This window comes from Micromonospora sp. NPDC005220 (assembly GCF_040607895.1).
Lineage (GTDB): Bacteria > Actinomycetota > Actinomycetes > Mycobacteriales > Micromonosporaceae > Micromonospora.
In genome coordinates this window covers 1-17,834 of the sequence record NZ_JBEXHP010000112.1, presented here as the reverse complement: position 1 = coordinate 17,834, position 17,834 = coordinate 1, and the positions used below count along the sequence as shown (strand labels likewise).

Sequence of the window (17,834 nt, the reverse complement as noted above, 5' to 3'; positions counted from 1 at the left end):
CGCGCGGGAGGCCGCGGCGGCGCTGACCGCGCTGGATGACGAGCTGACCGTGCTGACCGGGGTGCGCGCGCCGGGCGGGGTGACCGCTGTGGCACGCGCGGTCGCCGCGGCGCGGGCCGACGCCGAGGCGGCGGCAACCGCGGTGTCGCTGGCCGAGGAGCGGGAGGAGAAGCTGCGCGGCGAGCTGGCCGCCGCCGGTGACGAGAGCGCACTGCGACTGCAACTGCGGGCGTACGACGACCGGGACCGGCTCTCCGGCGAGGCGGACACGGTCCGGGCGGCGGTGCGCGCGGCGAACGACGGGCACGCCGCGGCGGTGGCGGCCCTGGCCGCCGCCCGCGTGGTCGCCGAGCGGGCCGACGCCGAGCTGGAGGCGGCCTTCCGGGCGCACGAGGAGGCGAAGGCCACCGACCTGGCGGTGAGCCTGCGGGTGCACCTGCATGCCGGCGCGGCGTGCCCGGTGTGTGAGCAGCCGGTGGCCGAGGTGCCGGCGGTGCCGGCCGATTCGGCGGTGGCGGCCGCGACGGCGGCGGGCAAGGCCGCGCGGGCCGCGACCACTGCCGCGCAGGCGACTGTGCAGGAGCGGGACACAGCGGCGCGTGAGCTGGAGCGGCTGCTGGTGCAGGCGCGAGCCCGGCAGGAGCAGGTGGAGGCCCGGCTGGCCGAGCTGGACGGGCAGCTCACCGGGGCGGCCGAGCCGGCCGTGTTGCGCCGGGAGTTGGCCGAGCACGCCCGGTTGCGGCGGGCGCTGGAGGAGGCGGCGACGGCGGTTCGGGCCGGCCGTGAGGCCGCCCGGCAGGCCCGGGTCGCTGTGGATGCCGCGGAGGAGCGGCTGCGCGCGGCCTGGCGGGCCTTCGACACCGCCCGTGACGGGTTGGCCCGGTTCGGCCCGCCGGTGACCGACCGGGACGACGTGGCGGGCGCGTGGGCGGCGCTGACCGGCTGGGCGACCACCGAGGCGGACCGCCGCCGTGCCGACCGGGCCGGTCGGGCCGCCGCAGTGGCGGAGGCCGAGTCGGTGGCCGACGGGGTGCAGCGGGCCATCGCGGCCATCTTCGCCGCCGCCGACGTGCCGGTCGGGGACGACCCGGTGCACGCGGCGACGGTGGCGGTGGAGCGGGCCGACGCCGACCGGCGGCGGCTGTACGAGCGTCGCGAGCAGGCCGGCACGTTGCGCGAGCAGCGGGCGGGGCACGAGCGGGAGGCGCAGGTGGCGCGCGCGCTCGCCGGGCACCTGCGGGCCAACAACTTCGAGCGGTGGTTGCTGGCCGAGGCGTTGGACCTGCTTGTCGACGGCGCGTCGGGGATCCTGCGGGAGCTTTCCTCCGGCCAGTACGAGCTGGTGCACGACAAGGGCGAGTTCGTGGTGGTCGACCACCACGACGCGGGGCTGCGTCGGGGCGTGCGCACCCTCTCCGGCGGAGAGACGTTCCAGGCGTCGTTGGCGTTGGCGTTGGCGCTCTCCGAGCAGTTGGCCGGGATGTCCACCACCGCGGCCAGCCTGGAGTCGATCGTCCTGGACGAGGGTTTCGGCACGCTCGACGCCGCCACCCTGGACACGGTGGCGGCGACCCTGGAGAACCTGGCGGCCCGGGGCGATCGGATGGTCGGCGTGGTCACCCACGTGCCGGCGTTGGCCGAACGCATCCCGGTCCGCTTCGAGGTGCGCAAGGATGCGCGTTCGTCGCGGATCGAACGGACTGGCCGGTGAGCGACGCCGCGTTCTTCGTGGATTCGTGGGATCCGGCGTACGGGGCGTCGTTCGAGGCGTCCGCCGCCGGGCCGGCCGCGCCGAGCAGCGCCCAGGTCGACGCGGACGTGGAGCTGCCCGCCGTGGACTGGCGGGCCATCGGGGTACGCCCCGGGGTGCGGGCACCGGACGTGGTGTTGCTGGTCGACGGGGTTCGCCGGATCGACGCGAGCATCTGGACGGCCGAGACCGACGGGGGGTCGTTCCCCGGGTTGGCCGCCTCGTACGCGGCCGGGGTGGTTCGGTGTGACCTGGGTCGGGGTGCGGCGCAGTTGGCGGGCACCCGGGTTGGTCGGGGCCTGTTCACCGCGAGCCCGTCGGCGCAGGATGTGGTGGCGGGCGCGATCCGTTACCCGGTGCACCGGGTGGGTGGCACTGGTGAGCTGGCGAAGCTGCCGGCCGCCGTGCAGGGCCCGCTGACCGCGTTGGAGGTGGCGGTCTCCGACGCCGCCCGGGTCGACGGTGACCTGCTGGTGGTGGACGGCCCGCTGCGCAGTCGCCGGCAGCTGCCGCGCACCCTGGGCTACATCAAGACCCAGCACAGTCAGTATCTGGACGCTCGGCTGACCGCGGTGGTGACCGGGATGGCGTCGGGTGAGCGCTCCCCGGTGTTCCGGCTCGGCACCGCCTGGGGTGGTTGGTCGTGGTATTTGCGGCTGCCGGTGGCGGTCGGCGCGCCGTGGGCGGGCATCGTCCGGGTGGAGTGCTCCGCCGACCTGCCCGTCGAGGCGGCGATCGAGCTGGCCGACCTGTCGCTGGTGACCCTGCCGCGCTTCGCCTCCACCCCGTACAAGGATCCGCGGGCCCCGCAGAATTTGATCCCGATCGCCGGGCTGGAGCGCCGACTGCGGGCCCTGCTCGGCGATTCCCGGCTGCTGCACCGCGCGTTGACCACTGCGGCCCGCGCCGCCCGTTGAGCACGGATACTGGTTCCGGTGGGGCGTAAACGGGCGGGTGACCGGGTGGTCGAGCAGGTGGACACCGGGTTGGCGGAGCTGGTGCCGGATCCGGACCGGGCCGGCTCGTGGACGCTGCTGTTGGACGGCGCGCCGCAGTCGCACGTCGACCTGACCGACCCGACCCACCTGGAGTTCGAGTACGTGCGGCGGCTGGCGGCGGCCGTGGATCTGATCGCGCCGGCCGGTGAGCCGCTGCGGGTGCTGCATCTGGGTGGTGGCGCCCTGACCCTGCCCCGGTACGTCTCCGCGACCCGACCCGGGTCGACCCAGCGGGTGTCCGAGGTGGACGGCGCGTTGGTGGAGTTGGTCCGGCGGGCGTTGCCGTGGCCGTCCGACGCCCGGCTGCGGGTCCGGGTGGAGGACGCCCGGGCGGTGCTGGCGTCGACCCGGGAGGCCAGTTACGACGTGGTGGTCGCCGACGTGTTCGCGGGTGCGCGTACCCCGGCGCACCTCACGTCGGTGGAGTACGCGGCCGAGGTGGCCCGGGTGCTCCGTCCGGCCGGTTGGTATCTGGCGAACCTGGCCGACGGCCCGCCGTTGCGGCACGCCCGTGGGCAGGTCGCCACGGTCCGGTCGGTGCTGCCGCAGGCCTGCCTGGTCGGGGACGCGGCGGTGCTGCGCGGGCGCCGGTACGGCAACCTGGTGCTGGTTGCCGGGCGGTCCACCCCGCCGGTGCCGGAGCTGACCAGACGCGCCGCCGGCGACTGGTTCCCCGGCCGGGTGGTGGCCGGCGACGAGCTGGATCGCTTCGCGGGTGGCGCGCCTGTCGTGCGGGACGCCGACGCGACCGGCTCCGATCCGCCCCCGCCGGGGCTGTTCTCGGTCCGCCGCTGACCGTCCACTCGACGGGCGGCGCGGAAGTTTTTTCGCCGTTTGTTGATCCGCTGGGACCGGTGCTGCGTACCACCGGGCGGCCCGCCTCGTGGGCCGGTGTTGGTCACGAACATCCCGGAGGTCTGCATGCACGCGGTGGCGGCCGGTTGGCATGGTGACGCGGTCCGCGCTGACTGGTTGTCGGCGCGACCCACGTCACGGTCAACTTCGTCTGCCCGGGGGGTCGACGCGCGCGGGACATCTCGCCAGAATGGTCCGGTGACGCCGCGACCGGCGCCCGGGCGCCATCAGGCGACGTCAACCGAGGCCAGCCACTCCGACCAGTTGATCCGTCAGCTCTACGCCGAGCACGCCGGTCCGTTGCTGATGTTCGTCATGCGCCTCACCGGGGGGGACCGGCAGCGCGCCGAGGACATCGTCCAGGAGACGCTGCTGCGGGCCTGGCGCAACGCGCACCGCCTGGGCACGCAGGGGCAGGGGTCGTTGCGGCCGTGGTTGGTCACGGTGGCCCGTCGCATCGCCATCGACGAGCACCGCAGCCAGGAGGCCCGGCCGCCGGAGACGTACGACCGGGACCTCACCGCGTTCGCCGAGGCGGACAGCACCGACCGGGTGCTACGCACCATGACGGTGGCGGACGCGCTGCGTACGCTCAGTCAGTCGCACCGGGAGATCCTGATCTCGACGTACTTTCGGGGGCGGACGGTGCCGGAGGCGGCCGAGGAGTTGGGCCTGCCTCTCGGCACCGCCAAGTCGAGGGTCTACTACGCGCTGCGCGCGCTGCGCACGGCTCTGCAGGAGCGGGGGGTGACAGAATGAGCCGGCCGGACCACATGGACGTCGCGGCGTACGCGCTCGGTGTGCTCGACGAGCAGGACACTGAGCGGTTCGAGGAGCATCTTGCCACCTGCTGGGCGTGCGCGGCCGAGTTGGAGACGCTGGTGCCGGTGGTCGGGCTGCTCTCCGACATCGACGGCGAGACGATGATGGCGCTGGAGCAGACGGCGACCGACCCGGCATTGCTGGACCGGACGCTCGGCGCGGTCCGGGCCGACCGGCGGCGTACCCGGTTTCGTCAGATGCTCGCGACGGCCGCCGCGGTGGTGGTCTTCGGCGGTCTGAGCGGGTACGGCTTCGTCAGCGTGACCGGCAACGAGCAGCCGCCGGGGGTGCTCGCCGAGTCGACGCCGAGCGCGCCCAACGACCCGCCGACGAGCGTGCCGACGGCCGCGCCGAGCGGCCCGGGTGTGGGCGGCACCGAGGTGGAGGGCGACCAGGTCGAGGCGACCGACCCGACCACCGGTGTGCAGACCACCATGTTCCTGGTGACCAAGGACTACGGCACCCGGATCAATTTCAGCCTGCGGAAACTGCCCGGCCCGCGCATCTGCCGCCTGGTGGTGGTGCGCAAGAACGCCAGCACCGAGGTCATCTCGACCTGGTCGGTGCCGGAAGGTGGCTACGGCACCAACACCCGACCGCAGGGTCTCGAGCTGAGTGCCTCGACGTCGGCTCTGTCGAAGGACATCAAGCAGCTCCAGGTGCAGTCGGTGGATGCCAACGGTGTGGCGAGTCCGCTGGTCACCGTACCCCTGTAAGCGCGCCTGCCGCATCGGCGCCGGTCATTTCCACAATGACCGGCGCCGATCTGTCGTTGCGGGAAGCTCCCTCACGCGCAGGCGTACGCATCGCGACCGGAAACGGTTCAATCGGTTTACGTGAAATTGACCACTGTTACTACTTCAACCTTGACAGCCCGCCCGCCGTACCTATGGGTGAACTGTCAAGAATGAGGAGGGCACGTGGCACAGATGAAGCGGACCGTCATCGTCGCGAGCGCGATGGTCGCACTAACGGCCTGCGCTCCCGCGGGTTACGACGGGGCGAACTCGAGCGCGGCCGAGCCGGTCGCCGTCGCCGCGGCCGAACCCACCGCGACGGTTGAACCTGAGGCCTCGGCTTCTGCGGAGGCGCCCGCCGCCGACGCCCCGGCCGCCGACGCCCCGCCCGCGAACGTCGACCTGACCGAGAAGTTGGTCGGTAAGAGCGTCGCCCGGATGGGCAAGGTGGTCACCGACCAGGACGGCTGGATCCTGTACCGCTTCGACAAGGACACCGCCGACCCGCCGTCGTCGAACTGTGTCGACAAGTGCGCCGAGGTGTGGCCCCCGGCGCTGACCGACGGCAACCCGGAGCTCACCGGCGTCTCGGACGACAAGGTCAGCAGCGTCACCCGGCAGGACGGCACCCGTCAGCTCACCGTCGGCGGCTGGCCGGTCTACCGCTACATCGGCGACAAGAAGCCCGGCCAGTGGAAGGGCCAGGCGGTCGGTGGCACCTGGTTCGTGGTCCAGCCGGACGGCAAGAAGAACCTGAGCTGCCTGCCCAAGGGCACGCCGAAGGCGGTCGCACCGCCGGCGGACAGCGGCTCGAACGACGCCGGCGGCTCGGGCTACTCGTACTGAGCCTGGTCGCCCGCGAGGGCACGGTGGTCGGTCGTCGCCGGGGAGGGCGCGACCGGCCACCGCCGTGCTCAGGGACCGTCGGGCTCAGCGGGATCAGCCGTCCCGACGGCGGTGCCGACGTTCGGTAGTGAGAGGGCACCGCCCACCGCCCTCCGTCCGGTACTCTTCCGGCCGCTGCCGCTGTGCGGCGACCCACGGAGGGAACCAATCTTGACCACACTCATCGCCCTTCTCGTGGCCGTTGTGCCCGGGGCGCTGCTCGGCTTCGCCCTTCCGCCGGGGCGGTACCGCTGGGTTGCGTGGGCGGCCGCCCCCGCCCTGACCCTCGGCCTGATCGCGCTGGCGATGGCCTGGCTGCCCGCGCTCGGGCTGCCCGACAGCGCCTCGGCGGTGCTCGTCGCGGAGCTGCTCGTGGCCGGCGCCGCGGTCGCGTTCTCCCGGCTGCTGTGCCGGCGCAAGGCCGCTGACCAGCAGCCGACCGCCGCGCGCGGCGCCGACGACACGGACGGCGACAGACGCCGCCCATTGGTGTCGCGCTTCCGGATCCGGCCGACCCTGCCGCGCCGCGCCGACCTGATCGCCGTCGCCGTCCCGTCGGTGGTGAGCGTGGCGTTCGGCTGGGCGATGGTGGGGCGACTCGTCGCCACTCCCGGCTGGGACGCGATGAACCACGGGTACATGGCGAGGCGCATTCTGGACACCAGCAGCGTCGACATTCCCTCGGTGTGCAGTTCGGGTTCGACCGACACGGTCATCTCGTGCGAGTTCTATCCGCTGGCGGAGAACGTCGCCTGGGCGCAGGCGACCCACCTGTCCGGCGGGTTGCTGAGCACGACGATGACCGCGTGGGCGATCGTCATCGGACCGCTCGCCCTGGTCGCCGGCATCTACGCCGCCGTCCGGATCCTCCGCGGGGGACCGGTGATCGCGGCCGCCGCCGCCACCGCTCCGGCCTTCCTGGGTCCGATGTGGACCTCACTGATCACCGGTCGGGTCAACGAGCAGACCGCTCCCTGTCTGGCCGGTGGCGTCGCCCTGCTGCTCGCACTCTCCCTGCGCGGCCCTCACCCGGTACGGCTCGGCCTGCTGGCCGGCCTCGGGGGCGCCGGAATCGTGATGATGCACTCGTACGACGTCCTCTTCGTCGGCGTGCTCGCGCTCGGTTTCCTCCTGGTGGTGCCGGGTGCCCTGACCTGGCGCCGCAGCGGGGCGGGCATCGGCGCGGCGGCCGTCGCGGGCCTCGTCCCGATCCTGCCCCTGATCGGCGTCATCCTGGGCGCCGGCGGTGAGCGGATCACCGAGCCGCCCGACCTGCTCGGCCAGTGGGGCAAGGCGATCGAATACTGGGTCACCGATCCGCAACGCTACGTGCTGTGGGGCTTCCCAGGGCCGGGCAACAACACCCAGCTCGACGGGCTGGCCGTTCAGGTCGGCGTCTGGATCGTCATCGCCTGCCTGCTCGCGTCTCCCCTGTCGCTGGTGCTGCCGCAGGTTCGCTGGGCACGCCCGTGGCTGCTGGCCGGCGTCCTGTTCACGCTCCTGGGGATCTGGACCGTCGCGTCGGGCTCGTCGGCCGCACAGGCCCTGGCCGGCCTCTGGTACGGCGACGCAGAACGACCCCGTTCAATGATCTTCCCGGTGTACGGGGTGCTCACCGTGGCGGGCGCGACAGTCATCGGGTTGGGAGTTCAGTGGCTGCTCGTGCAGTTCGTCGCCCGTGCCGGGACGTTGCGCGGATCCGCTGTCCCCACCGCGGTCGCGGCCGCGGTCGTCGTGGCGAGTCTGGCGTCGCTCGCCCTGGTGCCCGACACGTGGCGACCGCTGCGCAAGACGATGGTGCAGCGGGCGCCGGTCGGGCAGGAGTACACCCGGACTTTCAAGTGGCTGGCCGAGCACACGCCGCCGGACAAGGTGGTCGCGTACGACCGGCACCGTCAGTTCATGTCCTGGGCGCACGCCGACTACGGCGTCCCGACGCTGTTCGGGATCCCGCCGTTGGAGAAGGTGGGCCGGGACAACTACACGGACCGGTGGCGGGCGTTCACCTGGTTGGTCAACCAGAAGAAGGGGCCGAAGAACCAGGGCTGCACGGTACGCCGGTTCGGTATCGAGTACGTGGTGGTGGGTGGCCGCGACTACAAGGGCTGGCGGGCGAACTACGAGCAGAAGCGGCTCGACGACAGCGAACGGGTGACCCTGGTCCACCGGGAGGGCCACGTGCGGATCTACCAGGTCACCGATGCGGGGCGGGCCTGTTCGTCCGCGCAGTGACATTTCGCCGTCGGCACCGACGGTACGTCGTGCATGGCAAATAGCACCATTTGCCAGATGTAATCCGAACGGACAGTTACCCCGAGGTGAGGAGAGGGTGTTCCGGCGAAGACCACACTGGTACCTTTTCCGCTGCGCGACCGGCGGGTTGAGGCGGCCGCTCATGCGGCATGCCCGCACAGGCGATGGGACGACGCCGACCGCTTGCCGGTCGACGACACGAAACGGGGGCAAGGCGTGGGACGCAGGGTGAACGTTGCCCTTCCGCGATGGGAACGGAGTGGCCCGGCCCGCCCGCGCCGCCGGATCGCGAGTGACGCGCGTACGCGTCGGAACGGCGGTCGAGCATGATGCTGCGCCCTCACCGGGTGGTGCCGAAGGCGTACCGGGAAAAGCTCATCCAGCTCGTGCCGCCTCAGCGGCAGCTCTGGCTCGTCCGTCGGATGACCCAGGTCACCGCCGCCCGCCGATCCCGGACCGCGCCCGGTGAGGTTCGTCAGGTCCGGGATGTCGACGGCCACCGGGTGCACGCCCGGGTGGTCGAGGAGGCGACGCCGCTGGCCCTCCGGCAGCGCAACGTGGACCTGGTCACCCAGGCGCTCGACAAGGCCGGGATCGACGGTTTCCACGTACGGCACGCCGACGACCTGCGCAGCGCGATCGCCGTGCCGCGCAAGCACCGGGCGAAGGTCCTCAAGGCGCTCGCCCGGGCCACGGCGACCGACGGGGTCACCCTGCGTTTCGTCGACGCCGGCCGCCGCGAGGTCAACGCCAACCACAGTGACGCCATCGCACAGGTCTTCCACGCGGTCACCGACCCCTTCGGTCACACCGTCCTCGGCAGCGCCTTCGCCTGCGAGGTCGAGTTCTGGCGTACGGTCTCGCCGCAGGAGAAGCCCGAGGCGGATCTCGTAGCGCCGCGCGGCAACCAGGTCGCCACTGCCGTACCGGAGACGGGCGAGACCATCCGCGTCCCGGCGTCCCAGCTCAGCCGCTTCGTGCCGGCCGGCGGGCCGGCCACCTACCGCACCCGTTCCGAGTTCGCCGGCCTGGGCCACGAACACATCACTTTCCCGATCGACCTCGTCTACACCTGGGTCGACGGTGAAGACAGCGACTGGCAGACCCGGAAGAACGCGGCCCTGCGCGAGCACGGGCAGGCCGAGATCAATCTGGTCGGCGCACACGCCTCCCGCTATGCCAGCCGCGACGAGCTGCGGTATTCACTGCGCTCCGTGGTGTCGTTCGCGCCGTGGGTCCGGCAGATCTACCTGGTGACCGACGACCAGGTCCCGCCGTGGCTGGACGTCGAGCACCCGATGGTGCGGGTGGTGCGCCACCGCGAGATCTTCGGTGACACCGGCCAGCTGCCGACCTTCAACTCGCACGCCATCGAGTCGCGGTTGCACCGCATTCCGGGCCTCAGCGAGCACTTCATCTACGTCAACGACGACATGTTCTTCGGGCGCCCGCTGCTGCCTACCACGTTCTTCCACGCCAACGGCATCGCGAAGTTCTTTCCGTCGCCGGCCCAGTTGGACGTCGGCCCGGCGACTGTCTACGACGCACCGGTGACCGCGGCCGGCAAGAACAACCGCCGGCACATCGAGGAGCGGTTCGGACGCACCATCACGCAGAAGATGCGGCACGTCCCGTACCCACTGCGCAGGAGCGTGCTGGAGGACATCGAGCGGCACCTGCCGGCCGAGGTGGTGGGCACCGCCGGGCATCAGTTCCGGCACCCGAAAGACCTCTCGATCCCGTCGTCGTTGCAGCACTACTGGTCGTTCTTCTCCGGTCAGGCGGTGCCCGGGTCGATCCGCTACACGTACGCCGACCTGGCCGACCCGTCCACCCCGGTGAAGCTGGCCAACTTGCTGGCCCGGCGGCACTGTGACGTGTTCTGCCTCAACGACACCGACTCGGGCGAGGTTCTCCTCTCCGAGCAGCTCGCCATGCTGACCGATTTCCTCTCGGCGTACTTCCCGTTCCGGGCACCGTTCGAGCTTCCGGCCGAGGTCGAGGCGGAGCGGGCGAGGATGACGGCGACGGCGCGGGCCGCGACATACCTTCCGGAGGCCGCCGCGGTCGCCGGTGAGCGGGCCCTGATGACGGGCGGGGTCGACGGGACGACCGACGAACCCGGGTGGGTCCGATGAACCCGGCCAACCGGATGGCACAGCCCCGCCTGCTGCAGGCGATGTACGGTGCCCGCCGTCGCGCCGGTCTGGTCACCGACCGGCTGGTCGAGCGGGTCACCCGCCTGCGGCACGACCCGGTGGCTGAGCTGCCGCCGGCCGACTGCGATTTCTTCGCCGTACTCGACGGGCGCACGCTGCACGTGCACGCGGTGCTGCCGGCCGACACCGAACCGACCGACCGGGCCGTGCTCTTTTTCGTCCGCGACGGCGAGACGCTCCGCTGCCCGGCGAGGGTGCGTCGGGAGGCCGGGCGGCTCGCCGTGGAGGCGGAGGCCCGTCTCGGCGACGCCACCGACGAGATTGCGCTGGGCAAAGGCACCTGGTCGATGGGGCTCGCGGTGGACGCCGGCCCGGCGGGTGAACGTCGCTTCTCCCTGACGGTCGAGGAGACCTCGGACCGGGACGGACCGACAGTGGGCAACCCGCCGCACCCGGTGTCCGGCTGGTCGTACCGGCCGGGACGCAGCGGCGACGGGCTCGCACAGCTCACCGTCACCGGCGCGCGCGCCAGGGCCGAGGTGGTCCAGCTCGCGACCGGCCACACCGAGGCCCGGATCCGGGCCCGGTTCGTCGGCGTACGGGCGCAGGACGCTCCGGCGATCGTTTTCACGCCGCGGGGCGGTGGCACCGACGTGGTAGTGCCCATCGCGCCGGTCGGCGACGACTTCGAGTTCGTCGTACCCCTCGCCGACCTGGCGCCGGACCAGCTCGGCGAGGAGGCCATCTGGGAAGCGTGGGTGCGCACCTCCGCCACCCGCGTGGTCCGGCTCGGCCGGTTCCTGCACGACCTCACCGACCCGCGTACGGTCCTCCGCGTCAGCCGGGCCACCCTACCGCTCGACGGCGACCAGTTCGTTGGTTACCGCCCGTACTACACCCCAGCCGGCAATTTGGCAGTGGCCCTCCTCCGCTTCACACGTTTCACGGGGACCCCGAGTTGAAGATCACATTCCTCCTGCTGACCGCCGATGCCATGGGCGGCACGGAACGCGCCATCCTCACGCAGGCCGACCACCTCGCGCGACGTCACACCGTCGAGGTGATCAGCGTCTACCGCACCAGCAACGACGCCTTCTTCCAAGCCGACGAGCGGGTACGGATGCGGTACCTCGTCGACCTGACCGGCCCGAGCCCGCGGCCGATCCGCCCGACGAGCGTCGACGACGAGGCGTACGCGGCGCTGTACCGCAGCCCGAGCCGGTTGATGCCGGCCCGGTGGGAGAAGCAGGGCAGCCGCCTGGCCGACCTGGAGATCGACCGGGCGCTGCGGTCGCTCGACACCGACGTGCTCGTCTCCTCCTCGCCGGCGCTGATGGCCATGGCCACCACACTGGCGCCGCCCTCGGTGGTCACTGTGCACCAGGAGCACCGGCCGTCGCAGTTGCGGGGCGGAACCGGCGAGCCGCTCTTCCAGTTCGCCCCGCGACTGGACGCGCTTGTGGTGCTGACCGACCGCACCCGGGACTGGTTCATCGACACCTTCGCCTCGTCCTGCCCGCGGATCGAGGTCATCCAGAACAGCATCCCCGACGGGTTCCGTCCTCGGTCCACCCTCCGCAACCCCGTGGTGAGCGTGGCGGGCCGGATGGTGCCGGAGAAGCGCATCGACCACGCCATCCGCGCCTTCCGCACAGTCGCCGACAGGTACCCGGAGTGGACGCTGCGGATCTTCGGCGACGGCCCGCTGCTCGGGGAAATGCGCGGCCTCGCCGCCGACCTCGGTCTGAGCGACAACGTGCAGGTGCTCGGACCCACCAACCGGATGGTCGAGGAGTGGTCGAAGACCAGCATCGCGCTGCTCTCCTCGCGCGACGGTGAGGCACTGCCGTTGGTGCTGCTGGAGGCGTTCGCGGCCGGCGTGCCGGCGGTGGCGTACGACATCCAGACCGGTCCGGCCGAGATCATCACCCACGGCGCGAATGGATTCCTGGTCAGCTCGGGCGACATCGACGGTCTGGCCGACGCGATGATGAAGCTCATCGCGGATGATCGGCTGCGGCAGGACTTCGGGGCCAGTGCCCTGCACGCCGCGGAGGACTACCGCATCGATCCGATCATGCACCGCTGGGAGCAGCTCTACACGGACCTGATCGCGGGGCGTGCCGAGGGCGAACAGGCGCGCGCCGACCGGCTCGCGGCGTGGATCGGGCGCACCGGCGGAGCCGGCTTCGCTCCCGCAGCTCCCCGTCCCGCTCATGTCACGAGCGGGTTGGACGTGGCAACCGTCGAGGAGCGCATCCAGGAGACCGTCGCGGGGCTGGTCCGCTCCGGCGGTCGCCTCAGCGTCGTCCGGGACAACCTGACTCCCGCCGACGCCGCCCACGACAACTTCACCGCGGTGACCGACATCCTCTGGCGCCATGGCATCTCCTACTGGGTGGCGCGCGACCACGGCGTCCGATACCGGGTGGTGGTCGCCCCGGAGCATCGCGACGCGGTGTTCGCCGCCCTCGCGGAGGAGTTCTCCGCGGCGCCGTTCTACGCCGAGACCCTCACCACGGACGCCAAGGTCACGGCCGTGACCCTCGCCGCCTGCCTCACCAGCGAGAGTCGGGCCGCCGAGGCCATCGGCCTGCGGCTGTTCCGGCCGGTGGTGTCGTCGTCGCGGACCCTCCGGTACGGGCCCGCCCTCGGCTGTGACGTCGAGTTCTGGACCCCGTCCCTGGACGGCTCGGCGCTGGTCGCCACTCGTTCCACACTGCTCGGCCCCACCGTCCCGGTGGCGGCCATGACACCAGCCACGCTGACCGTGCGAGGCCGGGCGCATCCCACCATCGAGCCCTTCACCCACCGACTCGTATCCGATGTGGACTTCCCCGTCGATGTCGTCTACACCTGGGTGGACGGCGACGACCCGCAGTGGCGCGCGGCCAAGGACCGGGTCCTCGCGGAGTTGGGGCGGGAGCCACTCGCGGCGGCGGACGGATCGGCTCGTTTCCGGGACCGCGACGAGCTGCGCTACTCGCTGCGCTCCATCGACATGTACGCGCCGTGGGTCCGCAACATCTACGTGGTGACGGCGGGGCAGACCCCGACCTGGCTCGACACCGACCACCCCCGGGTCTCCGTCGTCGACCACCGCGAGCTGTTCGGTGGACGCGGCACCCTGCCGACGTTCAACTCGCACGCCATCGAGTCGCAGCTGCACCACATCGACGGCCTCGCCGAGCACTTCATCTACTTCAACGACGACTTCTTCCTGGGCCGCCCGGTCCGGCCGACGCTGTTCTTCGATCCGACCGGCCTGGCGAAGTTCTTCCTGTCGCCGACACCGATTCCGATGCTCGACGTAGCAGCGGAGGACGACTACAACTTCAGCGCGGCCAAGAACAACCGCCAGCTGATCCGGAACGCGTTCGGTCGTACGCTGACCCATGGCCTGCTGCACGCGCCATACGCGATGACCCGCAGCGTCGCCAACGACCTGGATCGGCAGTTCGCCGACGACGTGAAGCTCACCGCCTCGTCCCAGCTACGGTCCCACTCGGACGTCTCGGTCGCGTCCTCGCTGCACCACTACTTCGGCTACCTCACCGGGCGGTCCGTGCCGGGCAGCATCCGGATGAGCTACGTCAACACCGGCGAGCCGTCGGAGCACCCGCAGCTGACCCAGATCATGACGACCCGGAGCTACGACTCGTTCTGCCTGAACGACACTCACCACGGTCACCTCGACGCGGCGGAGCAGGGCCGGATCGTCCTGACCTTCCTCGAGAGCTACTTCCCCGTGGCCAGTCAGTTCGAGCGAGGCAGCATGCGCAACCGGGCCTACTGAGCGGAGCCGCTGTCGAGGTTCCCGGTCACCGGGGACCTCGACTTCGGGTCTACCGCGGCGGAAGGTCCGGCCCCGGGCGGCGGTCCTCCGCCTGGTGGGCGGTATGCCGGCCGGTGGCGATGCGGTTCGAGGGTAACGTCGGCGCGTCCAGCCGCGGCCCTACCCGGGGTTTGTGCACCACGGCCGAGTCCGCGTGCCGGCCGACCCGGAGTGCGGGGGTCGTCGGCGCGTCCAACTGCCTGCCGCGTCGGTCGGCGCCGCGAGCCTGTCGCCACAGGTCGGTGGCCCCGAGCTTCTGGCGTTCGGCGATCACGCCGTCGGGCAGCTCGAACGGGGCCGGGAAGGGCAGGTAGCGCGGCAGGAAGTCGGCCAGCATGCTCTCCTGCTGCTGGAACGCATTCGGGTCCGAGTCGGTGTCGTTGAGGCAGAAGACGTCACGGTGCCGACGAGCGAGCAGCTCGGTGAGGCGAGCGGGCGTCGAGGGATGACCGAGGTCGGCGTACTCGTACTCGATTTCCCCGGGGACCGCCTGGGCGGTCAGGTACGCCCAGTACTGGTGCAGCGACGACGGGATCGAGAGGTCGCCGTAATGGCGGAAGCGGTGCTGGGCGGTCGCCGTCACGTCGGCCTGCAGGGTGACCTCGATCTGGCGCATGATGCTGCGCCGGAGTGCGAACGGCGTGTGCTTCATCTTCTGGGTGATCGTGACGCCGAACTGCCGCTGGATGTGCCGGCGGTTGTTCTTGCCGGCAGCCTTCACCGGCGCGTCGGTCGGCTTCGCCTCACCCAGCCCGAACTGCGCCGGGGACAGGAAGAACTTCGCAATCCCGTTGGCGTGGAAGAAGTGCGTCGGCAGCAGTGGCCGGCCCAGGAAGACGTCGTCGTTGAGGTAGAGGAAGTGCTCGGCCAGACCGTCGATGCGATGCAGCCGGGCCTCGATGGCGTGGGAGTTGAACGACGACTGACCGCCGAGGTCGGCGAAGAGCTCGGCGTGCGACACGACGGTGACCATCGGGTGGGTCGGGTCGAGCCAGCTGGGCAACTGACTGTCGGTGATCAGGAAGATCCGGCGTAGCCACGGTGCGAAGCTGTGCAGTGAGCGCATCGAATACCGCAGCTCGTCGCGGTTGTGGTAGCGCGACGTGTTCGCCGCGATCGCGTGCAGCGGACCATCGGGGGTGCCGAGTGCGGCCACCTTCCGCTTCAACCACTCCGGGTCCGAACCGTCCACCCAGGTGTAGACGGCGTCGATCGGGAAGCCCACCCGGTCCGGGGCGCGCACGGTGAGATCCCGCCGGGTGCGGTACGTGTGGTCGTCCGCCTCGGGCACGAAGTGGCTGAGCAGCGCGGCGGCGACCCGGACCGGCTCCGCCTCGGCGGGCGCCTCGTCGATCACCGCGTTGTGCCGGGGGGCGCGGACCACGTCGTCGTGTCGCGTCCAGAACTCGATTTCGCAGGCGAACTGCGCGCCAAGGACCACGCCCGCTCGGGCGTCGGTCATCGGGAACCAGATCTGGAACACCTCTGCCGGCGCCGCCTCCGGCTGATCCCGGCTGGGCAGCACCTCGACGACCCGGACGTGCGCGCCCTCCAGCGCGGGCGCCGACCGCACCAGGCGGCTGACGGCGGCACGGTGGTCGTCGAGAACCGCGACCGAGCTGCGGAGGAAGTCATCGTTACGCACGCAGTGGTAGTCGATCCCGGCCGATTCCAGGGCGCTGGTGACCGCCGTCAGGTTGCGGTGCCACAGCTCCAACGGCGTGGCCGTGGCGACCACCTCGGCCCGGGTACGGACGCCGCCGTCGGGCACCGTCACTCGGGCACCCAGCGGGTGGACCGTGCCGCCCCCGCGCGGCCCGGAGAGGGTACGCACGACCCCCATCCGTCGGTGCGCGGGAAGCAGGTTGACCAGTCGGCGCCGCACAGGTGGGGGCAGCGCGCGGTAGATCCGTAAGGCGATCATGCGGGAGGCCGTTCTGACCGGACGTTCACTCGCGCAGCCATCACCGCATGCCTCTCCACAGCTCCCCGTTACGCTGCGCGACGAGCCGGGCAGGGTCGAGGCGCACGCGGCTACCGCCGCGGATCGCCGACCACCACCCAACCCCGGGCCTGCCCGTTTCGGACGGGTGTAGCCGCCGCAGGTGAGCCCGAAGCAGCATTTTCACCTACTGGTCACCAAACAACCACACGATCGAAGTCCGGCCCACCGACAATCGTCACATATGATGGTCTTGCACTATTTCGCCCAATTAATTCTGGCCGTTCGGTTGGTACGAATGCGGCACAACGGCGGACCGATGGTGGCTGCCCGCTGCTGCCGGATCCGACTCTGCACCGGTATACCGACTACCCGTGCCGCCTCGGTGCCTGGCACAGTGGCGGGATGACCGCCACGGAGCCCGCCGCGACCAGGGTGCTGCACCCGCCGGTCGGCTACCGGCTGGCCGCGTCGGTCCGCCGCCTCACCTTCAGCCCGTACGACCCGTGCGCCCGGGTGGCGGCCGGCACCTTCTGGTGGGCCACCCGCACCCCGGACGGTCCGGCCACGCTCGCGCTGCGACCGGCGGGCGGCGAGCTGCTCGCGGAGGGGTACGGGCCCGGGGCCGAACACGTCCTCGCCCGCGCCGACGCGATCGCCGGGCTGCGCGACGACCTGACCGGCTTCACCGAGCTGGCCGCGGCGCACCCGCTGGTCGCCCGGCTGGCCCGGGAACACCGGGGCCTCCGGATGCCCGCCACCGGGCAGGTCTTCCCCCGGCTGCTGCGCGCGGTCTTCGAGCAGAAGGTCACCGGCAAGGAGGCCTACCGGGCGTACGCGGCGACGGTACGGCACTTCCGGGAGCCGGCTCCCGGCCCGTTGCAGCCGCTGCTCCTGCCGCCCGAGGCAGCCGCGCTGGCCGCCACCCCGTACTGGGTGTTCCACCCGTTCGGGGTGGAGCAGCGCCGGGCCGACACGCTCCGTCGCGCCGCGGCGCTCGCCGACCGCCTGGAGCGCAGCACCGACGCCGCCGACGCCACCCGCCGGCTGACCGCGATCCCCGGTATCGGGCCGTGGACGGCCGCCGAGGTGGTCCGGATCGCGTACGGCGACCCGGACGCGGTGAGCGTCGGCGACTACCACATTCCGAACACGGTGGCCTGGGCGCTCGCCGGCGAACCGAGGGGCGACGACGCCCGGATGCTGGCCCTGCTGGAGCCGTTCCGAGGTCACCGGGGCCGGGTGTGTCTGCTGCTGGAGGCGGCCGGCATCCAGGCACCCAAGTACGGCCCGCGCGCCCCGATCCGCTCGTTCGCCCGGTTCTGAGTCGCTTCGCCGGGACGGCGCTCAGCGACCCGCGCAGAGCCGACGCAGGGTGCGGCCGAGCCACCAGGCGTACGTGTGCTGCACGGCCCGAACCGCCGGCCCTCCGGCGCGGGTGAACCAGCGGTCCGGAAGGCTGAACGCGCGAACCTCGAACCAGACCGCGCCGGTGCCGTCGCGGTTGAGGACCTTGGACACGGTCGCGACCGAGACGCCGACATCGTTGGCGATGGTCGCGATGGTGGTGGAGGCGGGTAGGTCGAGCGGGCGGTGCT

General features: G+C 71.7%; 13 protein-coding genes. 11 read left to right on the top strand and 2 right to left on the bottom strand.

The annotated features are described in order from the left end of the window. From ABZU52_RS27295 to ABZU52_RS27250, 10 genes are all read left to right on the top strand, one after another. On the top strand, nt 1-1,711 hold a 1,711-nt coding region (locus tag ABZU52_RS27295), incomplete at its 5' end, for an SbcC/MukB-like Walker B domain-containing protein (protein ID WP_354973825.1). After that, nucleotides 1,708-2,667, top strand: a complete 960-nt coding sequence (locus tag ABZU52_RS27290) for a hypothetical protein (protein ID WP_354973824.1) — start codon at nt 1,708-1,710, stop codon at nt 2,665-2,667. The genes ABZU52_RS27295 and ABZU52_RS27290, both read left to right, overlap by 4 nt. Nucleotides 2,668-2,685: 18 nt before the next feature. Next, nucleotides 2,686-3,543, top strand: a complete 858-nt coding sequence (locus ABZU52_RS27285; protein WP_354973823.1) for a fused MFS/spermidine synthase — start codon at nt 2,686-2,688, stop codon at nt 3,541-3,543. Nucleotides 3,544-3,669: 126 nt separating this feature from the next. Then, the gene (locus tag ABZU52_RS27280; protein WP_354973826.1) at nt 3,670-4,362 is read left to right on the top strand and encodes a sigma-70 family RNA polymerase sigma factor; all 693 of its coding nucleotides are present in this window, start codon (nt 3,670-3,672) and stop codon (nt 4,360-4,362) included. Beyond that, nucleotides 4,359-5,141: a zf-HC2 domain-containing protein gene (locus tag ABZU52_RS27275; protein ID WP_354973822.1), complete on the top strand. Its 783-nt coding sequence runs from the start codon at nt 4,359-4,361 to the stop codon at nt 5,139-5,141. Before ABZU52_RS27280 ends, ABZU52_RS27275 begins: the two co-directional genes overlap by 4 nt. Nucleotides 5,142-5,345: 204 nt before the next feature. Then, nucleotides 5,346-6,008, top strand: coding sequence for a hypothetical protein (locus ABZU52_RS27270; protein WP_354973821.1), 663 nt, complete (start codon nt 5,346-5,348; stop codon nt 6,006-6,008). Between the two features lie 210 nt (nt 6,009-6,218). After that, entirely contained in the window at nt 6,219-8,279 is a 2,061-nt protein-coding gene (locus tag ABZU52_RS27265) for a DUF6541 family protein (RefSeq protein ID WP_354973820.1), read from the top strand. Between the two features lie 347 nt (nt 8,280-8,626). After that, nucleotides 8,627-10,438 carry a stealth family protein gene (locus tag ABZU52_RS27260; RefSeq protein WP_354973819.1) on the top strand — a complete coding sequence of 604 codons (1,812 nt, stop codon included), beginning with the start codon at nt 8,627-8,629 and terminating at the stop codon, nt 10,436-10,438. Continuing rightward, entirely contained in the window at nt 10,435-11,421 is a 987-nt protein-coding gene (locus ABZU52_RS27255; RefSeq protein WP_354973818.1) for a hypothetical protein, read from the top strand. Before ABZU52_RS27260 ends, ABZU52_RS27255 begins: the two co-directional genes overlap by 4 nt. Continuing rightward, nucleotides 11,418-14,255, top strand: coding sequence for a stealth conserved region 3 domain-containing protein (locus tag ABZU52_RS27250; RefSeq protein WP_354973817.1), 2,838 nt, complete (start codon nt 11,418-11,420; stop codon nt 14,253-14,255). Before ABZU52_RS27255 ends, ABZU52_RS27250 begins: the two co-directional genes overlap by 4 nt. A 49-nt stretch (nt 14,256-14,304) precedes the next feature. Here ABZU52_RS27250 and ABZU52_RS27245 read toward each other — a convergent pair whose 3' ends face one another. After that, on the bottom strand, nt 14,305-16,218 hold the full coding sequence (locus ABZU52_RS27245; RefSeq protein ID WP_354973816.1) for a stealth family protein: 1,914 nt from the start codon (nt 16,216-16,218) through the stop codon (nt 14,305-14,307). A gap of 423 nt (nt 16,219-16,641) precedes the next feature. On the opposite strand from ABZU52_RS27245, the gene ABZU52_RS27240 reads away from it, so the two are divergent. Then, nucleotides 16,642-17,562, top strand: a complete 921-nt coding sequence (locus ABZU52_RS27240) for a DNA-3-methyladenine glycosylase 2 family protein (RefSeq protein ID WP_354973815.1) — start codon at nt 16,642-16,644, stop codon at nt 17,560-17,562. Between the two features lie 21 nt (nt 17,563-17,583). Here the strand turns inward: ABZU52_RS27240 and ABZU52_RS27235 are convergent. Next, nucleotides 17,584-17,834, bottom strand: a 251-nt coding sequence (locus ABZU52_RS27235) for a DUF1990 family protein (RefSeq protein ID WP_354973814.1), incomplete at its 5' end; no start/stop codon positions are given.

What these genes read in the sequence shown, in the direction of transcription:
- ABZU52_RS27280 (WP_354973826.1), top strand. Translation starts at nt 3,670, where the DNA reads ATGCACGCGGTGGCGGCCGGTTGGCATGGTGACGCGGTCCGCGCTGAC.
- ABZU52_RS27275 (WP_354973822.1), top strand. Translation starts at nt 4,359, where the DNA reads ATGAGCCGGCCGGACCACATGGACGTCGCGGCGTACGCGCTCGGTGTG.
- ABZU52_RS27260 (WP_354973819.1), top strand. Translation starts at nt 8,627, where the DNA reads ATGATGCTGCGCCCTCACCGGGTGGTGCCGAAGGCGTACCGGGAAAAG.
- ABZU52_RS27255 (WP_354973818.1), top strand. Translation starts at nt 10,435, where the DNA reads ATGAACCCGGCCAACCGGATGGCACAGCCCCGCCTGCTGCAGGCGATG.
- ABZU52_RS27245 (WP_354973816.1), bottom strand. Translation starts at nt 16,218, where the DNA reads ATGATCGCCTTACGGATCTACCGCGCGCTGCCCCCACCTGTGCGGCGC.
- ABZU52_RS27240 (WP_354973815.1), top strand. Translation starts at nt 16,642, where the DNA reads ATGACCGCCACGGAGCCCGCCGCGACCAGGGTGCTGCACCCGCCGGTC.